Here is a 19,029-nt window from a genome sequence, read left to right as displayed (position 1 = left end):
CGGAACGGGTCATCCTTGTTAATCATGCGATTAAAGGTGAACAGCACGTCGTCGGCGTTGAACTCACGAGTCGGCTTGAAATACGGGGTGGTGTGGAACTTGACGCCTTCACGCAGGTGGAAGGTGTAAGTCAGGCCATCGTCGGAGATGTCCCACTTGGTCGCCAGACCAGGAATCACAGCGGTGCCGCCGCGTTCGAACTGGGTCAGACGGTTGAACATGGTTTCAGCTGAGGCGTCGAAGTCGGTTCCGGTGGTGTACTGGCCCGGGTCGAAACCGGCCGGGCTGCCTTCGGAGCAGAACACCAGGTTAGTCGCAGCGGATGCGAAAGGTGCGGAGGCTAACAAGCCTGCGCCGACTAGAAACGGAATGACCGCGTGTTTAAGCATGTTGGCCTCATGATTTGTTGTCATTTTTTAGTAGTGAGGTACGACCTCGTGAGTCGTGCCTGCGGATACTTATGCAGGGGCCATACCCATTGCAAGATCCAGAGTGTGTGCGAGCGTTAAACGGTGGCACGTACGTACCTTAATGTCGCATCTGTGTAAGTTTTGACGCATTTGACCGTTTGCGCGGGTTTTTTACGGTGCAAATGGAGCCCCAAAACGGTGCGTTGGTCACGTTGTGTGCGCCGGGGTGGGGCTGGGTGTTACTTATTTATACTGTTGGTTTTTGTAGGATTTTTCTGAGGTTTGGGTGGGGGCTTGGTGGGGGTTGGGTTGTGGATTTTTTTGGAGGTTGTACTGGGTGCAACTGGGGTGCTTCTTTTGGTAGCGCCTTGGGTGAATATCCGTTTTTGGTGGCGTTTCTGATAATGGTTTCGCCCTTACGGCGACTCCCTTTGGCAAACGCCCCAAAGGAAGCAAAGGTCTGTGCCCTGACGTCCGGCCCTCGCTAAGGCTCGGGTTCCTTCGCTCCGGGTTCATCCGGGGGCATCGCCTACGGTTTGCTTCGCTGCACCTCCTCTCGATGCTTTCCCCGTATGAATCCCTCCACTCAGCCTCCCGACGGGCTCTGAGATCAAGATCAAAAGCAGGCGAGCTGACACTCGGCCTAGTGGTTGGCGTAGGTTTGCCGCGATTTCATGTAGGAGCTGCCGAAGGCTGCGATCTTTTGATCTTCGTTGGATTCGCCCCTCACCCAGCCCTCTCCCGAGGGAGAGGGAGCCGATGGTGGGCTTCTCAAAATCTGTGTTCGGCTCGATATCTCACGTCGGCGTACCTCGCCCATACACCCCGATCAGTCCCCTCTCCCTCTGGGAGAGGGCTAGGGTGAGGGTTTGCTTTTGATTCATAAAAAAACCGGCGATCACTACTGATCGCCGGTTTTTCATTCAGCCCAAAATCAAATCACTGCATCAATACTTCAATCGCGCCATCCGCCGTCATGCTGACCTGGCTTGTGCCCGCTTCAACTTCCGGCGTCACCGGCGCTGCATCCATTGCCGCCGCTTTCATCATCATCGGTGCGCGCAGGTACGGTTGTGGGTAACCGTTGCTGTTGAGGTTCAGGTTGACGATTTTGTAGCCCTTGCCGCCGAGTGCGTCGGTGGCCAGTTGGGCGCGGTTTTTGAAGGCGGTGACGGCTTCTTTGAGGAGTTTGTCTTCGCTGGCCTTGCGGGTCGGGTCGGCGATGGCGAAGTCCATGCCGCCCATTTTCAGGTCGCCCAGCAGTTCGCCGGTGAGTTTGGATAGGGCGGCGAAGTCGGAGCTTTCCAAGCGCAGTTCTGCGCGTTCACGCCAGCCGGTGATCTTTTGGCCTTTGGTGTCGTAGATCGGGTAGCTGTTGCGGCTGCCTTGGCGCAGGGTGACGTCTTTGACTTGTTTGGCCTGGCCGAGGGCCTTGTTCATGGCGGTGCTGATGTCGGCGGCGAGTTTGGCCGGGTCGGTGTTTTGTTCTTCGGTGTAGAGGGTGACGATCATCAGGTCGCGGGCGACTTCCGTGCTGACTTCGGCGCGCAGGGAAATCTGGTTGTAGTGCAGCTCATCGGCGGCCAGGGCCGGGAGGCTGGCGACGCTGCCGACGGTCAGGGCGAGAAGGGCGGCGCTGCGGCGAAATGTGTGCATGAAAGCTCCTTGATGAGGGCGCAGGTGATGGTTCGGGGGCCTGCGTGAAACCATCAGACTCCAGAAAGCAGCTTCAAGTTGCAAGCCTCAAGCTGCAAGCCAAAAGCTTTTACTTGCCGCTTGCAGCTCGAAACTTGCAGCTTTTGCGGTGTGGTCGTTTGCCGCACTTTCGCCTCTCAAGCCCGTGGCTTGGTTATACTCCGTGCGATCCGCCTGGAGCGCTCATCAGGAGAGCTCATGCTCGCCCCCGTACAACTGACTTCCGCCACTCGCCAGAACCTCTGGCGGTTGACGTTCATCCGCACCTTGGTGCTCGCCGCGCAGGCTGGCTCCGTAGGCCTGGCTTATTGGCTGCAACTGTTGCCGTTGCCGTGGGTGCAACTGGCGATGACCCTCGGCTGCTCGACGCTGCTCTGCGTGTTCACCGCCGTGCGCCTGCGCACCTCGTGGCCGGTGACCGAGCTCGAATACGCGCTGCAACTGGCCTGTGATCTGGTGATCCACAGTGCGCTGCTGTATTTCTCCGGCGGTTCGACCAACCCGTTCGTTTCCTATTATCTGGTGCCGCTGACCATCGCTGCGGTGACGCTGCCGTGGCGCTATTCGGTGGTGCTGTCGGGCATCGCGCTGGCCTTGTACACGGTAATGCTGACGCGGTTCTATCCGCTGGAAACCTTGCCGATCGCCCGCGAGAATCTGCAGGTCTACGGCATGTGGCTGAGCTTCGCACTCGCCGCTGCGGTCATCACCTTCTTCGCTGCGCGCATGGCCGAAGAGCTGCGTCGTCAGGAAGAACTGCGAGCGATTCGCCGTGAAGAAGGTCTGCGCGATCAACAGCTGCTCGCTGTTGCGACGCAAGCCGCCGGCGCTGCCCATGAACTCGGCACGCCGCTGGCGACCATGAGCGTGCTGCTCAAAGAGATGCAGCAGGATCACCCCGATCCGCTGCTGCAGGACGATCTGAAAGTGCTGCAAGATCAGGTCAAACTCTGCAAGGAAACCCTGCAGCAACTGGTGCGCGCCGCCGAAGCCAATCGTCGTCTGGCGATTGATATGCAAGACGTCACCGACTGGCTCGACGAGGCACTCAATCGCTGGCACCTGATGCGTCCCGAGGCAAGTTACCGTTTCCATCGTCTCGGCCAAGGCACGGTGCCGCGCATGGCGCCGCCGCCGGATCTGACCCAGGCGCTGCTCAATCTGCTGAACAACGCCGCCGACGCCTGCCCGGAAAACCTTCAGGTAACCCTGGATTGGGATGCCGAAGACGTCACCATCAGCATTCGTGATCACGGCGCCGGTGTGCCGCTGGCCATCGCCCAGGCCGATCTGCCGGACTACGCCGCGCTCGACCTGAAAATGGACGGCGACTCCGGTCTGGTGCTGCTGCCCAAGCTGCTGGAGCTGGATCCGGAAATGCGCGTGGTGATCCTCACCGGTTATTCGAGCATTGCCACCGCGGTCGAAGCGATCAAGCGCGGCGCCTGCAACTACCTGTGCAAACCGGCCGACGCCGACGACGTATTGGCCGCGCTGCTCTCCGAGCACGCCGACCTCGACAGTCTGGTGCCGGAAAACCCGATGTCGGTTGACCGCCTGCAGTGGGAACACATCCAGCGCGTGCTCACCGAACACGAAGGCAACATCTCCGCCACTGCCCGCGCCCTGGGCATGCACCGCCGCACCCTGCAGCGCAAACTGCAGAAGCGCCCGGTTCGTCGCTGAACCTGCGCTGAACGACTATCGCCAGCCCTCGCGATAAAACGCACCGATCAACTATGATCGGTGCGTGTCTGTTCTTTTCTATATCGAGCCTTTTCCATGAATCAGAACGCTGAATATTCCGCGGTCAACGATGCTGTGCGCGGGCAGTTTTTTCGCAAGGTGTGGGCGATCATCACGCCGTATTGGCGCAGTGAAGAGAAGGGCAAGGCCTGGACGCTGTTGATTGCCGTGATTGCGCTCTCGCTGCTCAGCGTGGGCATCTCAGTGTGGTTCAACACCTGGTACAAAGACTTTTACAACGCGCTGCAAAAGAAAGACGAGGCGGCGTTTTGGCAGTTGATTCTGTATTTCTGCGGAATTGCCGCCGTGGCGATTATCGGCGCGGTGTATCGGCTGTATCTGACGCAGATGCTGACGATTCGCTGGCGGGCCTGGCTCACCGAAAAGCATTTCTCCCGTTGGCTTTCCGACAAGAATTACTACCAGCTGGAGCAGGGCGGTTATACCGATAACCCGGATCAGCGGATTTCCGAAGACCTCAAGAACTTCACCTCTGACTCCCTCGAACTGGGCATTGGCCTGCTGCGCAATATCGTCAGCCTGGTGTCGTTTTCGATCATTTTGTGGGGCGTGTCGGGCAGTATCGAAGTCTATGGCGTGACCATTCCCGGCTACATGTTCTGGTGCGTACTGGTTTACGCGATCGTCGGCAGTTGGCTGACGCATTTGATCGGTCGTCGCTTGATCGGCCTGAACAACCAACAACAACGCTTCGAAGCCGACCTGCGTTTTTCCATGGTGCGGATTCGTGAGAACGCCGAAAGCATCGCGTTGTACAACGGCGAACCGAACGAAAATCGTCGCTTGAGCGGCCGCTTCGGCAATGTCTGGCACAACTTCTGGGACATCATGAAAGTGTCCAAGCGCCTGACGTTCTTCACCGCCGGTTACAGCCAGGCGGCGATTATTTTCCCGTTTATTGTCGCTTCGCCGCGTTACCTTGCCGGCAAGATCGAGCTCGGTGAGCTGATGCAGATCAGCTCGGCGTTCGGCAACGTGCAGGAGAGTTTCAGCTGGTTCATCAGTGCCTATCAGAGCCTCGCTTCGTGGCGTGCCACGTGTGATCGTCTGCTGAGTTTCCGTCAGGCGATGACCGATAACGAAGAGCGCAAGCCTGCGATCGATGTGCTGAATCAGGGCAGCGAATTGAAGGTGCACAACCTCGGTCTGGATCTGGCCGACGGTCGTCATCTGCTGACCAGCGCCGACATGACCGTTGAACCGGGTGATCGAGTGATGCTGAACGGGCGTTCCGGCAGTGGTAAATCGACACTGCTGCGGGCGATGGGGCATTTGTGGCCAGCGGGGCACGGCAACATTCGTCTGCCGGCGGCGCGTTACCTGTTCCTGCCGCAAAAACCCTATCTGCCAATCGGCACGTTGCGCGAAGCATTGAGTTATCCACAACCGAGCGAGACCTACGCGCCTGAACGTTATGCCGAGGTGCTGGAAACCTGCCGCTTGCCACATCTGGTGGCGCGACTGGATGAAGCCAATCACTGGCAGCGCATGCTGTCGCCGGGTGAGCAGCAACGACTGGCCTTCGCCCGCGCGCTGCTTTACGCACCGCATTGGCTGTACATGGACGAAGCCACATCGGCGATGGATGAAGAGGATGAGGCGACGTTGTATCAGGCGTTGATCGATCAGTTGCCAGGGTTGAGTATCGTCAGCGTCGGCCACCGCAGCAGTTTGAAACGCTTCCACCCTAGACATGTACGCATTGACAGCGGCCATCTCGTCGAGCAACCCGTAACCGCCTGACCCCCCGGAGCCCTTGTAGGAGCTGCCGGAGGCTGCGATCTTTTGATCTTGATCCATAAAATCAAAAGATCGCAGCCTTCGGCAGCTCCTACAAGGAGGTCGCGTTGACAGTGATCGTACAACCCGCTTGAGCTATGATGGCCTCAAGCCGAATTTTCGAGACAAAATGCAGACCATGGAAAATCTGATCGACACCCCACGCTTCCCGCGCAAGCGCCGCAGCCTGGCACAGGAACTGGTGACGGTGCTGACCGAGCAGATCCGTGACGGCCTGCTCAAACGGGGCGATAAGTTGCCCACCGAGTCGGCGATCATGCAGGAGCACGGCGTCAGTCGCACCGTGGTGCGCGAGGCGATCTCCCGTCTGCAAGCCGCCGGACAAGTGGAAACCCGCCACGGCATCGGCACGTTTGTGCTCGACACGCCGAGCCCAAGCGGCTTTCGCATCGATCCGGCCACCGTCGTCACCTTGCGTGATGTTTTGGCCATACTCGAATTGCGCATCAGCCTCGAAGTCGAGTCCGCTGGCCTCGCCGCGCAACGCCGCAGTCCGGAGCAACTGGCAACCATGCGCGCCGCCCTCGATGCACTGAACGACAGCGTCGCCCACGCCAGCGATGCCGTCGCGTCCGATTTCGCCTTCCACCTGGAAATCGCGCTGTCGACCGGCAACCGCTACTTCACCGACATCATGACCCACCTCGGCACCAGCATCATTCCGCGCACGCGTCTGAACTCAGCACGTCTGGCCCATGACGATCAGCAGCACTACATGAATCGCGTCAGCCGCGAGCATGAAGAGATTTATCAGGCGATTGCCCGGCAGGATTCCGATGCGGCAAGAGCGGCGATGCGGTTGCATCTGACCAACAGCCGCGAAAGGCTGCGCCAGGCTCATGAAGAGGCGCAGGCGCAGCGGGGATAAAGGGAAAGATCAAAGCTCATCGACTTCATAGTCGATGTAATCGATTTGTCCGTCGAACAGTAATTTGAAGGTTTTTTCGACAATGACAAAGCGTTGATCGGGCAGAGCTTCGAATTCGACAAAGTCGTTGATCTGAACGTGCAGGTCGAATTCTCGGGGGATCTCCAGCGGAGCAACTCGTGAATCGGGAGAGAAGTTGAAGCGATGCATGGTCTTCATGTCGGGGGCTTCCTGGGCTGGAAATTTCTCCGATTCGGCCTGCTTTTTCAGAAGCCGGCACCTGTAAGAAGTACCACTTTCGACGAATGGTCATGCTTTCTGACGCCTTTGCATCGTCCTGAAATCGCCATCGCGAGCAGGCTCACTCCTACCTTGAAATGCGTTCCAATGTGGGAGTGAGCCTGCTCGCGATGGGGCCAGCCGCCGTCATAGATTTTTCAGTCTTAGGACAACATCTCTCCTTACCTCCGCTCTATTAACTTTTCTCCATGGTTGCTCGAGGGCTCTGCCACGGCCTTAAATAACGATAAAAGCAATCCTGTCCGACAAAAAACCACCCACAACGATGAAATGCAGTTGACGGTTATCTTTTAAGTTGTACGATGACCTACAACTTCAGCAAAGGCTGAACGTGACAATCACAACAATATTGCTACCCAGGGTGTTCGAATAATGAATCCACAAGAACTGAAGTCCATCCTCTCTGCCGGCCTGCTGTCCTTCCCGGTTACCGATTTCAATGCGCAGGGTGATTTCAACCGTGCGGGCTACATCAAGCGTCTGGAATGGCTGGCCCCGTACGGCGCTTCGGCTCTGTTCGCAGCGGGCGGCACCGGTGAGTTCTTCTCCCTGGCCGCCAGCGAATATTCGGAAATCATCAAGACAGCCGTCGACACTTGCGAAACCAGCGTGCCGATTCTCGCCGGTGTCGGCGGTTCGACCCGTCAGGCCATCGAATACGCACAGGAAGCCGAGCGTCTGGGCGCCAAAGGCTTGCTGCTGCTGCCGCACTACCTGACCGAAGCCAGTCAGGACGGCGTTGCCGCACACGTTGAAGCCGTGTGCAAATCGGTCAACATCGGCGTGGTCGTCTACAACCGCAACGTTTGCCGCCTCAACGCGCCGCTGCTGGAACGTCTGGCCGAGCGCTGCCCGAACCTGATCGGTTACAAGGACGGTCTGGGCGATATCGAGTTGATGGTGTCGATCCGTCGCCGCCTCGGTGATCGCTTCAGCTACCTCGGTGGCTTGCCGACCGCCGAAGTCTACGCCGCTGCCTACAAGGCGCTGGGCGTGCCGGTTTACTCCTCGGCGGTGTTCAACTTCATTCCGAAAACCGCGATGGATTTCTACCACGCGATCGCTCGCGAAGATCACGCCACCGTCGGCAAGATCATCGACGACTTCTTCCTGCCGTACCTCGACATCCGCAACCGCAAGGCCGGTTACGCCGTGAGCATCGTCAAGGCCGGCGCCAAAATCGCTGGCTATGACGCCGGCCCGGTGCGCGCACCGCTGACCGACTTGACCGGCGAAGAGTACGAAATGCTCGCCGCGCTGATCGACAAGCAAGGTGCGCAATAACCCCCGAACAAACCGAGGCCGCTGCGCAATCAGCGGCTTTTGCGTCGAGAGGAGAAAAGGCTGTGACTGATTCCAAGCGTTACGACAATTACATCAACGGTGAATGGGTTGCCGGTGCCGATTACTCGGCCAACATCAACCCGTCCGAGTTGAGCGACACCATCGGCGACTACGCCAAGGCTGATCTGACTCAGGTTCACGCGGCCATCGACGCGGCGCGCGCTGCGTTCCCGAACTGGTCGACTTCGGGCATTCAGGCCCGTCACGATTCGCTGGATAAAGTCGGCACGGAAATCCTCGCTCGTCGCGAAGAACTCGGCACCTTGCTGGCGCGGGAAGAGGGCAAGACCCTGCCTGAAGCCATCGGCGAAGTGACCCGCGCCGGCAACATCTTCAAGTTTTTCGCCGGTGAATGCCTGCGCCTGTCCGGCGATTACGTGCCGTCGGTGCGTCCGGGCGTCAACGTCGAGGTCACCCGCGAAGCGCTGGGTGTGGTCGGTCTGATCACCCCGTGGAACTTCCCGATCGCGATTCCGGCGTGGAAGATTGCTCCGGCGCTCGCCTACGGTAACTGTGTCGTGCTGAAACCGGCCGATCTGGTGCCGGGTTGCGCTTGGGCGCTGGCGGAAATCATCTCCCGCGCAGGCTTCCCGGCTGGCGTGTTCAACCTGGTGATGGGCAGCGGTCGAGTGGTTGGCGATGCGCTGGTGCAGAGCCCGAAAGTCGACGGCATCAGCTTCACCGGTTCGGTGGGTGTGGGTCGTCAGATCGCCGTTAACTGCGTGTCGCGTCAGGCGAAAGTGCAGCTGGAAATGGGCGGCAAAAACCCGCAGATCATTCTCGACGACGCTGACCTTAAGCAAGCGGTCGAGTTGTCGGTACAGAGCGCGTTTTACTCCACCGGTCAGCGTTGCACCGCGTCGAGCCGCTTGATCGTCACCGCCGGGATTCACGACAAATTTGTCGAAGCGATGGCTGAGCGCATGAAGTCGATCAAAGTCGGTCACGCGCTGAAATCCGGCACCGACATCGGTCCAGTGGTTTCGCAAGCACAGCTTGAACAGGACATGAAGTACATCGACATCGGTCAGTCCGAAGGTGCGCGTCTGGTCAGCGGCGGTGGTCTGGTGACCTGCGACACCGAAGGCTACTTCCTCGCGCCAACGCTGTTTGCCGACAGCGAAGCGTCAATGCGCATCAGCCGCGAAGAGATCTTCGGCCCGGTGGCCAACATCGTTCGCGTGGCGGATTACGACGCGGCGTTGGCGATGGCCAACGACACCGAGTTCGGTCTGTCGGCGGGTATCGCGACGACCTCGCTGAAGTACGCCAACCACTTCAAACGTCACTCGCAGGCCGGGATGGTGATGGTCAACTTGCCGACCGCCGGCGTCGATTACCACGTTCCGTTCGGTGGCCGTAAAGGTTCATCCTATGGCTCACGTGAGCAAGGCCGCTATGCCCAGGAGTTCTACACCGTGGTGAAAACCGCGTACGTCGGTTCCTGATACACGCAATACCCCTGTAGGAGCTGCCGAAGGCTGCGATCTTTTGATCCTGTTTTCAAGGTCAAGATCAAAAGATCGCAGCCTTCGGCAGCTCCTACAGGGAACCCGAAATACGGACATCCCGTATTACAGGGAACCCGAAATACGGACATCCCGTATTACAGGGAACCCGAAATACGGACATCCCGTAATACAGGGACACCCGGAAAACCGGGCACCAAAGAAGATTCACCCGCGCATAAAAATAATCAGTGGGAGTACATCTACATGCAATCGTCCAAGCCGACTCACGTCCGCTATTTGATCTTGCTCATGCTGTTCCTCGTGACCACGATCAACTACGCCGACCGCGCCACGATCGCCATCGCCGGCTCCAGCCTGCAAAAAGACCTCGGCATCGACGCGGTCACCCTCGGCTACATCTTCTCTGCATTCGGTTGGGCCTACGTGGCCGGGCAAATTCCTGGTGGCTGGCTGCTCGATCGTTTCGGCTCGAAAAAAGTTTACGCCCTGAGCATTTTCACCTGGTCGCTGTTCACCGTGCTGCAAGGCTTTGTCGGTGAGTTCGGCATGTCCACGGCGATCGTTGCGCTGTTTATGCTGCGCTTCCTCGTTGGTCTGGCTGAGGCGCCATCGTTCCCGGGCAACGCACGCATCGTAGCGGCGTGGTTCCCGACCGCTGAGCGCGGTACCGCGTCGGCGATCTTCAACTCGGCGCAGTACTTTGCCACCGTGTTGTTCGCGCCGCTGATGGGCTGGATCGTGTACTCCTTCGGTTGGGAGCACGTGTTCATTGTCATGGGGATTCTCGGGATTGTGTTCTCGCTGGTCTGGCTGAAAGTGATCTACAGCCCGCGTGAGCACCCACGCATCAACGAAGCCGAGTTCAAGCACATCGCTGAAAACGGCGGCATGGTCGACATGGATCAGACGGGCAAAAAGTCCGACGGCCCGAAATGGGATTACATCCGTCAGTTGCTGACCAATCGCATGATGCTCGGTGTGTATCTGGGTCAATACTGCATCAACGGCATCACCTATTTCTTCCTGACCTGGTTCCCGGTGTACCTGGTGCAGGAGCGTGGCATGACCATTCTCAAGGCCGGTTTCATCGCCTCGTTGCCGGCGATCTGCGGCTTCATTGGCGGCGTGCTTGGCGGGGTGATTTCCGATTACCTGCTGCGCAAGGGCCACTCGCTGACCTTCGCCCGTAAAGCACCGATCATCGCTGGTTTGCTGGTGTCCAGCAGCATCGTCGCCTGCAACTATGTTGATGTGGAATGGATGGTCGTCGGCTTCATGGCCCTGGCCTTCTTCGGCAAAGGCGTTGGCGCACTGGGCTGGGCGGTGGTCTCCGACACCTCACCAAAACAGATTGCCGGTCTGAGCGGTGGCCTGTTCAACACCTTCGGCAACATTGCTTCGATTACCACGCCGATCGTGATTGGCTACATCATCAGCTCCACCGGTTCGTTCAAATGGGCGCTGGTGTTCGTCGGTGCCAACGCACTGGTGGCGGTGTTCAGCTATCTGGTCATCGTTGGCCCGATCAAACGTGTGGTACTCAAAGAGCCGCCAACCAACGGCGGTGTTGAAGCCAGCGGTAAATTGTCTCAAGCGCATTCCTGAGGAGCGGCGTCATGCAGTTGATTGAACATTCCGACTCGCCGCGCCACATCCGCCTGCACGAGCGGGACAATGTGGTGGTCGTGGTCAATGACCAAGGCGCACCGGCCGGCACTGAATTTGCCGATGGTCTGGTGACCGTGGAATTCGTGCCGCAGAGCCACAAGATCACTCTGGAAGACATTGCCGAGGGCGGCCAGGTGATTCGCTACGGTCAGGTGATTGGCTACGCGTTGCAGCCGATCCGCCGGGGCAGTTGGGTCAAGGAAGATCAACTGCGCATGCCGACCGCGCCGCCACTGGACAGCTTGCCGCTGTCCACCGACGTGCCGGACGCGCAGGCACCGCTGGAAGGCTTCACCTTCGAAGGCTATCGCAACGCTGACGGCACCGTCGGCACGCGCAATATTCTCGGCATTACTACGACCGTGCAGTGCGTCACCGGCGTGCTCGATCACGCGGTGAAACGCATCAAGGATGAGCTGCTGCCGAAGTACCCGCACGTCGATGACGTGGTGGCGCTGACGCACAGTTACGGCTGCGGCGTGGCGATCACCGCCACCGACGCCTACATCCCGATTCGCACCGTGCGCAATCTGGCGCGCAACCCGAACCTCGGCGGCGAGGCGTTGGTGATCAGTCTGGGCTGCGAGAAATTGCAGGCCGGGCAGGTGATGCACGAGGACGATGCGTCGGTCGATCTCAGTGATCCGTGGCTGTATCGCTTGCAGGATTCCAGTCACGGTTTTACCGAGATGATCGAGCAGATCATGCAACTGGCGGAAGTGCGCCTGAAGAAACTCGACCAGCGCCGCCGCGAAACCGTGCCGGCGTCCGAGTTGATTCTTGGCATGCAATGCGGCGGCAGCGATGCGTTTTCCGGGATCACCGCCAACCCGGCGCTGGGCTATGCCTCCGACTTGTTGTTGCGCGCGGGGGCCACGGTGATGTTTTCCGAAGTCACCGAAGTGCGTGATGCGATTTACCTGCTGACCTCTCGCGCCGAGACCAAGACCGTCGCCGAAGAACTGGTGCGCGAAATGGACTGGTACGACCGCTATCTGGCCAAGGGCGAGGCGGATCGCAGCGCCAACACCACGCCGGGGAACAAGAAGGGCGGGTTGTCGAACATCGTCGAGAAGTCGCTGGGGTCGATCGTCAAATCCGGCAGCAGCGCGATCAATGGCGTGCTCGGCCCGGGTGAACGTTTCAAGCAGAAGGGGCTGATTTTCTGTGCGACGCCGGCGAGTGATTTTGTCTGCGGGACGTTGCAGCTAGCGGCCGGGATGAATTTGCATGTGTTCACCACCGGGCGGGGTACGCCGTACGGTTTGGCGATGGCGCCGGTGGTGAAGGTTTCGACGCGCACTGAGCTGGCGCAGCGTTGGCCGGATCTGATTGATATCGACGCCGGGCGGATTGCCACCGGGCGCGCGACGATTGAGGAATTGGGTTGGGAGTTGTTTCACTACTATCTGGATGTTGCCAGCGGCAAGCAGCAGACGTGGGCGGAGAGGCACAAGCTGCATAACGACATTACGTTGTTTAACCCGGCGCCGATTACCTGATGGTTTTGGGGTAGGGCAAAAGCTACCCTCATCGGAACGCCGCCCGCCCATCCCTCTCCCGGAGGGAGAGGGGGCCGACCGAGTTGTCTTGCGCAATACATCGACCTGAAATACCGAGTTGATTATGGATTCAACGAAGTCATTTCAGGTCGGCGGATTTTTTGAATATCCCCCGGTCAGTCCCCTCTCCCTCCGGGAGAGGGCTAGGGTGAGGGGCTTTTGCTTTATCATTGCCACCTAACGACGCTCACCCAAGGCTCCCTCGGCATGCTGGCAATTTTCCTCGAAACCCTGAACATCACCGCGCCGGTGTTTGCCATGCTGTTTCTCGGTGTGTTGCTCAAGCGCATCGACTGGATCAACGACAATTTCATCCACACCGCCTCGGCGCTGGTGTTCAACGTGACCATGCCGGCGCTGTTGTTCCTCGGCATTCTGCACGCCGACCTGCACGCCGCGTTGCAACCGGCGCTGCTGATCTACTTCTCCGTCGCCACACTCGTCTGTTTTGCCATCGCCTGGGGCTGGGCAATTTTCAAGTGCCCGCGTGAAGATCGCGGTATCTACACGCAGGGTGCGTTTCGCGGCAACAACGGCGTGATCGGTCTGGCGCTGGCGGCGAGCATGTACGGCGATTACGGGATCTCCCTCGGGGCGATTCTCGCGGCGTTGGTGATCCTGTTTTACAACACGCTGTCGACCATCGTGCTGGCGGTGTACAGCCCGGTGATCAAGTCCGATCCGTGGAGCATCTGCAAAAGTGTGTTCAGCAATCCGCTGATCATCAGCGTGATAGCGGCGGCGCCGTTTGCTTATTTCAAGATCGGTTTGCCGGGGTGGCTGGAGACCTCAGGTCAGTATCTGGCGCAAACCACCTTGCCGCTGGCGCTGATTTGCATCGGCGGCACGCTATCGCTGGCGGCGTTGCGCAAGAGCGGCAACATGGCGCTCAGTTCGAGTCTGGTGAAGATGATCGGTTTGCCGGTGCTGGCGACGCTCGGGGCGTGGTTGTGCGGCTTTCGTGGGGCGGAGTTGGGGATTCTGTTTCTGTACTTCGGCAGCCCGACGGCGGCGGCGAGTTTTGTCATGGCGCGGGCGGCGCAAGGCAATCATGAGTTGGCGGCGGCGATTATTGTGCTGACCACGTTGATGGCAGCGATTACCACCAATGTCGGGATCTTTGTTTTGCAGTGGGGTGGGTGGATCTAAAGGGCAACATCAAAAGATCGCAGCCTGCGGCAGCTCCTACATGGGCATGCGTTCCTGTAGGAGCTGCCGAAGGCTGCGATCTTTTAGCTTTTCTGGTAGGTATCGATCACTTCCTGCGCCGCGCGAAACGCATCTATCGCCGCCGGCACGCCGGCATACACCGCGCAATGGAGCAGCGCCTCACGAATCTCGTCCACTGTGCAGCCGTTATTCAACGCCCCACGTACATGCCCCTTCAGCTCCTGCGGACACTTCAGCGCCGTCAGCGCGGCCAGGGTAATCAAGCTGCGCGTCTTCAGCGGCAAACCTTCGCGATTCCACACGCCGCCCCAGGCATGTTCATTAACGAAATCCTGCAGCGGCTGGGTGAACTCGGTGGCGTTGCCCAGCGCACGATCGACAAACGCATCGCCCATTACCTGGCGGCGAACTTCTACCCCGGACTTCTTCGATTCGGTCATGGCATATCACTCTTGTGGTGTTGGCGGCGCCAGGCGCGGATGGACGTAAACAACAAATACCCCAGCAGCGGCGGCAGAACGTAAAACAGCATCAAGCGCTCGAGCTTGCCGGCCAGCGGCATGCCGGTGGTGAACGACACCACGTGCAGCCCGTAGACCAGATACAAACCGAGCAGCAACAAACCTTCGGCGCGGGTCACGCGGTAGCCGGAATAGAACACCGGCAGGCACAGCGCGGCCACGCCGAGCATCACCGGCAGATCGAAATCCAGTGCGTTCGGCGATACCGACAATGGTGTCGGCGCGATCAAAGCGGTGAGGCCGAGCACGCCGAGCAGGTTGAACAGATTGGCGCCGATCACGTTGCCCACGGCGATGTCGCGTTGTCCGCGCAGGGCGGCGATCAGCGAGGTCGCCAGTTCCGGCAGCGAGGTGCCGACAGCGACCACGGTCAAACCGATCACCCGTTCCGAGAAGCCCAGATCCGTCGCCACTACCACAGCGGCGCCGAGCAGCAGATGCCCGGCGAATACCAGCATCGCCAGCCCGACGATGATCATCAAAACGCTGGCAAGCCATGAGGTTTTTACCGCGTCGGGTTGCGCGGAATGCGGTCGCGCCGAGTGCCGTGACTGGCGCAACAGCAAGCCGAGATACAACGCCAAAGCGCCGACCAAGAGAATGCCGTCGAAGCGGCTGATTTCCTCGTTCCACGCCAACACGAACACCAGCAGACTGGCGCCGATCATCAGCGGAATGTCGAGACGCACCAGTTGCCGTGACACGCGCAGCGGAATGATCAGCGCCGACAGGCCGAGAGTTACAAGGATGTTGAAGATGCTGCTGCCGACCACACTGCTGACGGCGATGTCGGGGTTGTGCCCCAGCGCGGCTTGTACGCTGACGGCCATCTGCGGCGCACTGCTGCCGAGGGCGACAATGGTCAGGCCGATGATCAATGGACGCACATGCAGACGCTCGGCCAGCCGCACCGCCGCGCGCACCATCAGTTCGGCGCCGAAGATCAGCAGGCACAGGCCGGCGAGCAATTCGATCACGCTGATCAGCGGTAAATCGGTCAGTCCGAAAATGGTCAGCGCTCCATCAGTCGAGGGCCTGCACGCGAACCCGCGCGGTACCGCTGCTGAGCATACCGAGTTGTTTGGCGGCTTCGCGTGAAACATCAATCAGGCGTCCACGCGTATGCGGGCCACGATCGTTGATGCGCACCACAACGGACTCATCGTTTTTCAGGTTGGTGACCTTCACCCGCGTGCCAAAGGGTAGCTGGCGGTGGGCGGCGGTCAGGGAATTCTGGTTGAACGCTTCGCCACTGGCAGTGCGTTTACCGTGGTGCTTGACACCGTAATAAGAAGCGACGCCGGTCTGGTCGTAACCGTGCGGGTCGATGGTGTCGGTACTGGCACAACCGGCCAGCAAAGAGAGCAGGGCGCAGGCGCCGAGCAGACGTTTCATTCGAAAGCTCCCAGATAACAATGTGGGAGCGAGCTTGCTCGCGAAGAGGCCGTCACATTCAGCATTGATGTTGAATGTCATGACGCCTTCGCGAGCAAGCTCGCTCCCACAGGGAATAGAGCCAGGCTTTGGATCTGGCTCAATTGCGGTCAGCCTTCGAGCTTGCTTTTCAGCAGTTCGTTCACTTGCTGCGGGTTGGCTTTGCCTTTCGACGCTTTCATCGCCTGACCGACAAAGAAGCCGAACATCTTGCCGCGTTTGGCTTCATCCGCCGCGCGATACTGTTCAACTTGCTCGGCGTTGGCCGCGAGCATTTCGTCGAGTACCGCCGAGATTGCGCCGCTGTCGGTCACTTGCTTCAGGCCACGTTTTTCGATGATCTCGTCTGCGCTGCCTTCACCGTTGGCCATCGCTTCGAACACCACCTTGGCGATCTTGCCGGAGATGGTGTTGTCCTTGATGCGCAGCAGCATGCCGCCCAGCAGTTCTGCGGAAACCGGCGACTCGTCGATGTCCAGGCCTTGCTTGTTGAGCAGGCTGCCCAACTCGACCATCACCCAGTTCGCCGCCAGTTTGGCGTCGCCGCCGATGCTCGCGACTTTCTCGAAGTAATCGGCTTGTTCGCGGCTGGTGGCCAGCACGCTGGCGTCATAGACCGACAGACCGAATTGCTCCTGGAAACGCTCGCGTTTCTGCGGAGGCAGTTCCGGCAGGGTGGCGCGCACTTCGCCGAGGAACGACTCTTCGATGACCACCGGCAGCAGATCCGGATCGGGGAAGTAACGGTAGTCGTTGGCTTCCTCTTTCGAACGCATCGGACGGGTCTCGTCCTTGTTCGGATCGTACAGACGGGTCTGCTGGATCACTTTGCCGCCGTCTTCGATCAGCTCGATCTGACGCTGGATCTCGGAGTTGATCGCCTTCTCGATGAAGCGGAACGAGTTGACGTTCTTGATCTCGCAACGCGTGCCGAACTCAACCTGACCTTTCGGACGGATCGACACGTTGCAGTCGCAACGCAGCGAACCTTCGGCCATGTTGCCGTCGCAGATGCCCAGATAACGCACCAGCGCGTGGATCGCCTTGACGTAAGCCACGGCTTCCTTGGCGCTGCGCATGTCCGGCTCGGAAACGATTTCCAGCAGCGGCGTGCCGGCACGGTTCAGGTCGATACCGGTGGCACCATTGAATTCTTCGTGCAGGCTCTTGCCGGCGTCTTCTTCCAGGTGCGCGCGGGTGATGCCGACACGTTTGACGGTGCCGTCTTCCAGCGCGATGTCCAGGTGGCCCTTGCCAACGATCGGCAATTCCATCTGGCTGATCTGGTAGCCCTTCGGCAAGTCCGGATAGAAGTAGTTTTTACGGGCGAACACGTTGTGCTGACCGATCTCGGCGTCAATCGCCAGACCGAACATCACCGCCATACGCACCGCTTCCTGGTTCAGCACCGGAAGAACGCCGGGCATGCCCAGATCGATCAGGCTGGCCTGGGTGTTCGGCTCGGAACCGAATGTGGTGGAACTACCGGAAAAGATTTTCGACCGGGTAGTGAGCTGAGTGTGAATCTCCAGCCCGATCACGACTTCCCATTGCATGTGTGTCTCCTCAGAAGCCGGTTGGGGTGCGGGTGTGCCAGTCAGTGTTCAACTGATACTGGTGCGCAACGTTGAGCAAACGGCCTTCCTGGAAATACGGCGCAAGCAACTGCACGCCAACCGGCAAGCCGTCGACAAAACCGGCCGGCATCGACAGGCCCGGCAGGCCCGCGAGGTTGGCGGTGATGGTGTAGACGTCTTCCAGATAAGCAGCGACCGGGTCACTGTTCTTCGCGCCGAGTTTCCAGGCCGGGTTCGGCGTGGTTGGGCCGAGGATAATATCGACTTCATTAAACGCAGCCATGAAGTCGTTCTTCACCAGACGACGGATCTTCTGCGCTTTCAGGTAGTAGGCGTCGTAGTAACCGGCGGACAGCGCATAGGCACCGACCATGATCCGGCGCTGGACTTCCGGGCCGAAGCCTTCGCCACGGGAGCGCTTGTACAGGTCGATCAGGTCTTTCGGTTGCTCGCAGCGATGGCCGAAACGCACGCCGTCGAAACGCGACAGGTTCGAAGAAGCCTCTGCTGGCGCGATCACGTAGTACGCCGGAATCGCGTGCTGCATATTCGGCAGGCTGATTTCCTTGATCACGGCACCGAGCTTCTGCAGCTCTTTAATGCTGTTCTGGATCAGCTCGGCGATGCGCGGGTCGAGACCGGCGCTGAAGTATTCCTTCGGCACGCCGATGCGCAGGCCTTGCAGCGAATCGCCGAGGCTTGCGGAGTAATCCGGAACCGGCTCATCGATGCTGGTGGAGTCGTTCTGATCGAAGCCAGCCATACCTTGCAACAAAATTGCGCAGTCTTCGGCCGTGCGCGCCAACGGGCCGCCCTGATCGAGACTGGAGGCGTAAGCGATCATGCCCCAGCGCGAAACGCGACCGTACGTCGGTTTCAGGCCGGTGAGGTTGGTGAACGCTGCTGGCTGACGAATCGAACCGCCGGTATCGGTGGCCGTCGCCGCAGGCAACAGACGAGCGGCAACTGCGGCCGCCGAACCGCCGGACGAACCGCCCGGTACGTGTTCCAGGTTCCACGGGTTTTTCACCGCGCCGTACCAGCTCGACTCGTTGGCCGAACCCATGGCGAATTCGTCCATGTTGGTCTTGCCCAGGGTGACGGCGCCGGCAGCGGCCAGCTTCGCGACCACGGTTGCGTCGTACGGGGCCTTGAAGTTGTCGAGCATCTTCGAGCCGCAACTGGTGCGAATGCCCTGGGTGCAGAACAGGTCTTTGTGGGCGATCGGCGCACCGAGCAGGGCGCCGCTCTCACCGTTGGCGCGGCGGGCATCGGCGGCTTTCGCCTGCTCGAGGGCCAGCTCTTCGGTGAGGCTGATGAAACTGTTGAGCTGCGGATCGAGCTGGGTGATACGCGCCAGCAGGACTTTGGTCAGCTCTTCGGAGGAAAACTTTTTATCGGCGAGACCGCGGGCGATCTCGGCCAGAGTCATTTGATGCAT

At 59.5% G+C, this 19,029-nt stretch carries 15 protein-coding genes and 2 pseudogenes; 9 read left to right on the top strand and 8 right to left on the bottom strand.

The annotated features are described in order from the left end of the window. Together ACIP66_RS12625 and ACIP66_RS12620 are read right to left on the bottom strand one after the other, a co-directional pair. The coding region (locus ACIP66_RS12625; RefSeq protein WP_400648455.1) for an ABC transporter substrate-binding protein at nt 1-389 on the bottom strand (389 nt) is incomplete at its 3' end. A 960-nt stretch (nt 390-1,349) separates the two neighbouring features. Beyond that, entirely contained in the window at nt 1,350-2,066 is a 717-nt protein-coding gene (locus ACIP66_RS12620) for an SIMPL domain-containing protein (RefSeq protein WP_400648453.1), read from the bottom strand. 237 nt (nt 2,067-2,303) lie between these two features. Between ACIP66_RS12620 and ACIP66_RS12615 the strand changes: the two are divergent. From ACIP66_RS12615 to ACIP66_RS12600, 4 genes and pseudogenes are all read left to right on the top strand, one after another. Continuing rightward, nucleotides 2,304-3,389: pseudogene (locus ACIP66_RS12615) on the top strand (ATP-binding protein); the annotation flags it as partial. After that, a pseudogene (locus ACIP66_RS12610) lies at nt 3,375-3,791 on the top strand (response regulator transcription factor); the annotation flags it as partial. The pseudogenes ACIP66_RS12615 and ACIP66_RS12610, both read left to right, overlap by 15 nt. Before the next feature lie 96 nt (nt 3,792-3,887). Then, the gene (locus ACIP66_RS12605) at nt 3,888-5,615 is read left to right on the top strand and encodes an ABC transporter ATP-binding protein/permease (protein WP_400648450.1); all 1,728 of its coding nucleotides are present in this window, start codon (nt 3,888-3,890) and stop codon (nt 5,613-5,615) included. A gap of 175 nt (nt 5,616-5,790) precedes the next feature. Next, a complete protein-coding gene (locus ACIP66_RS12600) occupies nt 5,791-6,540 on the top strand; it encodes a FadR/GntR family transcriptional regulator (protein WP_177329666.1) in 750 nt (249 codons plus the stop codon). Nucleotides 6,541-6,549: 9 nt separating this feature from the next. On the opposite strand, the gene ACIP66_RS12595 is transcribed toward ACIP66_RS12600, so the two are convergent. Beyond that, the gene (locus ACIP66_RS12595; protein WP_400648448.1) at nt 6,550-6,759 is read right to left on the bottom strand and encodes a hypothetical protein; all 210 of its coding nucleotides are present in this window, start codon (nt 6,757-6,759) and stop codon (nt 6,550-6,552) included. Nucleotides 6,760-7,212: 453 nt separating this feature from the next. Between ACIP66_RS12595 and kdgD the strand changes: the two genes are divergently transcribed. The 5 genes from kdgD to ACIP66_RS12570 all read left to right on the top strand — a co-directional run bounded on the left by kdgD (nt 7,213) and on the right by ACIP66_RS12570 (nt 14,035). After that, nucleotides 7,213-8,124: a 5-dehydro-4-deoxyglucarate dehydratase gene (gene kdgD / locus ACIP66_RS12590; RefSeq protein ID WP_093435890.1), complete on the top strand. Its 912-nt coding sequence runs from the start codon at nt 7,213-7,215 to the stop codon at nt 8,122-8,124. A gap of 62 nt (nt 8,125-8,186) precedes the next feature. Then, a complete protein-coding gene (locus tag ACIP66_RS12585; protein ID WP_400648444.1) occupies nt 8,187-9,632 on the top strand; it encodes an aldehyde dehydrogenase family protein in 1,446 nt (481 codons plus the stop codon). A gap of 267 nt (nt 9,633-9,899) precedes the next feature. Then, the gene (locus ACIP66_RS12580) at nt 9,900-11,261 is read left to right on the top strand and encodes an MFS transporter (RefSeq protein ID WP_053117078.1); all 1,362 of its coding nucleotides are present in this window, start codon (nt 9,900-9,902) and stop codon (nt 11,259-11,261) included. An 11-nt stretch (nt 11,262-11,272) separates the two neighbouring features. Next, a complete protein-coding gene (gene garD, locus ACIP66_RS12575; protein ID WP_400648441.1) occupies nt 11,273-12,826 on the top strand; it encodes a galactarate dehydratase in 1,554 nt (517 codons plus the stop codon). Between the two features lie 267 nt (nt 12,827-13,093). Next, nucleotides 13,094-14,035, top strand: coding sequence for an AEC family transporter (locus ACIP66_RS12570; protein WP_159812145.1), 942 nt, complete (start codon nt 13,094-13,096; stop codon nt 14,033-14,035). Nucleotides 14,036-14,118: 83 nt separating this feature from the next. Here ACIP66_RS12570 and ACIP66_RS12565 read toward each other — a convergent pair whose 3' ends face one another. From ACIP66_RS12565 to gatA, 5 genes are all read right to left on the bottom strand, one after another. Further along, the gene (locus tag ACIP66_RS12565; protein WP_187676762.1) at nt 14,119-14,496 is read right to left on the bottom strand and encodes a carboxymuconolactone decarboxylase family protein; all 378 of its coding nucleotides are present in this window, start codon (nt 14,494-14,496) and stop codon (nt 14,119-14,121) included. Further along, nucleotides 14,493-15,554, bottom strand: coding sequence for a calcium/sodium antiporter (locus ACIP66_RS12560; RefSeq protein ID WP_400648437.1), 1,062 nt, complete (start codon nt 15,552-15,554; stop codon nt 14,493-14,495). Before ACIP66_RS12560 ends, ACIP66_RS12565 begins: the two co-directional genes overlap by 4 nt. Nucleotides 15,555-15,600: 46 nt before the next feature. Continuing rightward, a complete protein-coding gene (locus ACIP66_RS12555) occupies nt 15,601-15,972 on the bottom strand; it encodes a septal ring lytic transglycosylase RlpA family protein (protein ID WP_400648434.1) in 372 nt (123 codons plus the stop codon). Nucleotides 15,973-16,121: 149 nt separating this feature from the next. Then, nucleotides 16,122-17,567, bottom strand: coding sequence for an Asp-tRNA(Asn)/Glu-tRNA(Gln) amidotransferase subunit GatB (gene gatB, locus ACIP66_RS12550; protein WP_008085412.1), 1,446 nt, complete (start codon nt 17,565-17,567; stop codon nt 16,122-16,124). Nucleotides 17,568-17,577: 10 nt separating this feature from the next. Further along, nucleotides 17,578-19,029, bottom strand: coding sequence for an Asp-tRNA(Asn)/Glu-tRNA(Gln) amidotransferase subunit GatA (gatA, locus tag ACIP66_RS12545; RefSeq protein WP_025109475.1), 1,452 nt, complete (start codon nt 19,027-19,029; stop codon nt 17,578-17,580).

Source organism: Pseudomonas sp. NPDC088429 (genome assembly GCF_044753305.1).
GTDB classification, from domain to species: domain Bacteria; phylum Pseudomonadota; class Gammaproteobacteria; order Pseudomonadales; family Pseudomonadaceae; genus Aquipseudomonas; species Aquipseudomonas rustica.
The sequence above is the reverse complement of the archived record's forward strand: the minus strand, read 5'-3'. Positions and strand labels throughout refer to the sequence as shown.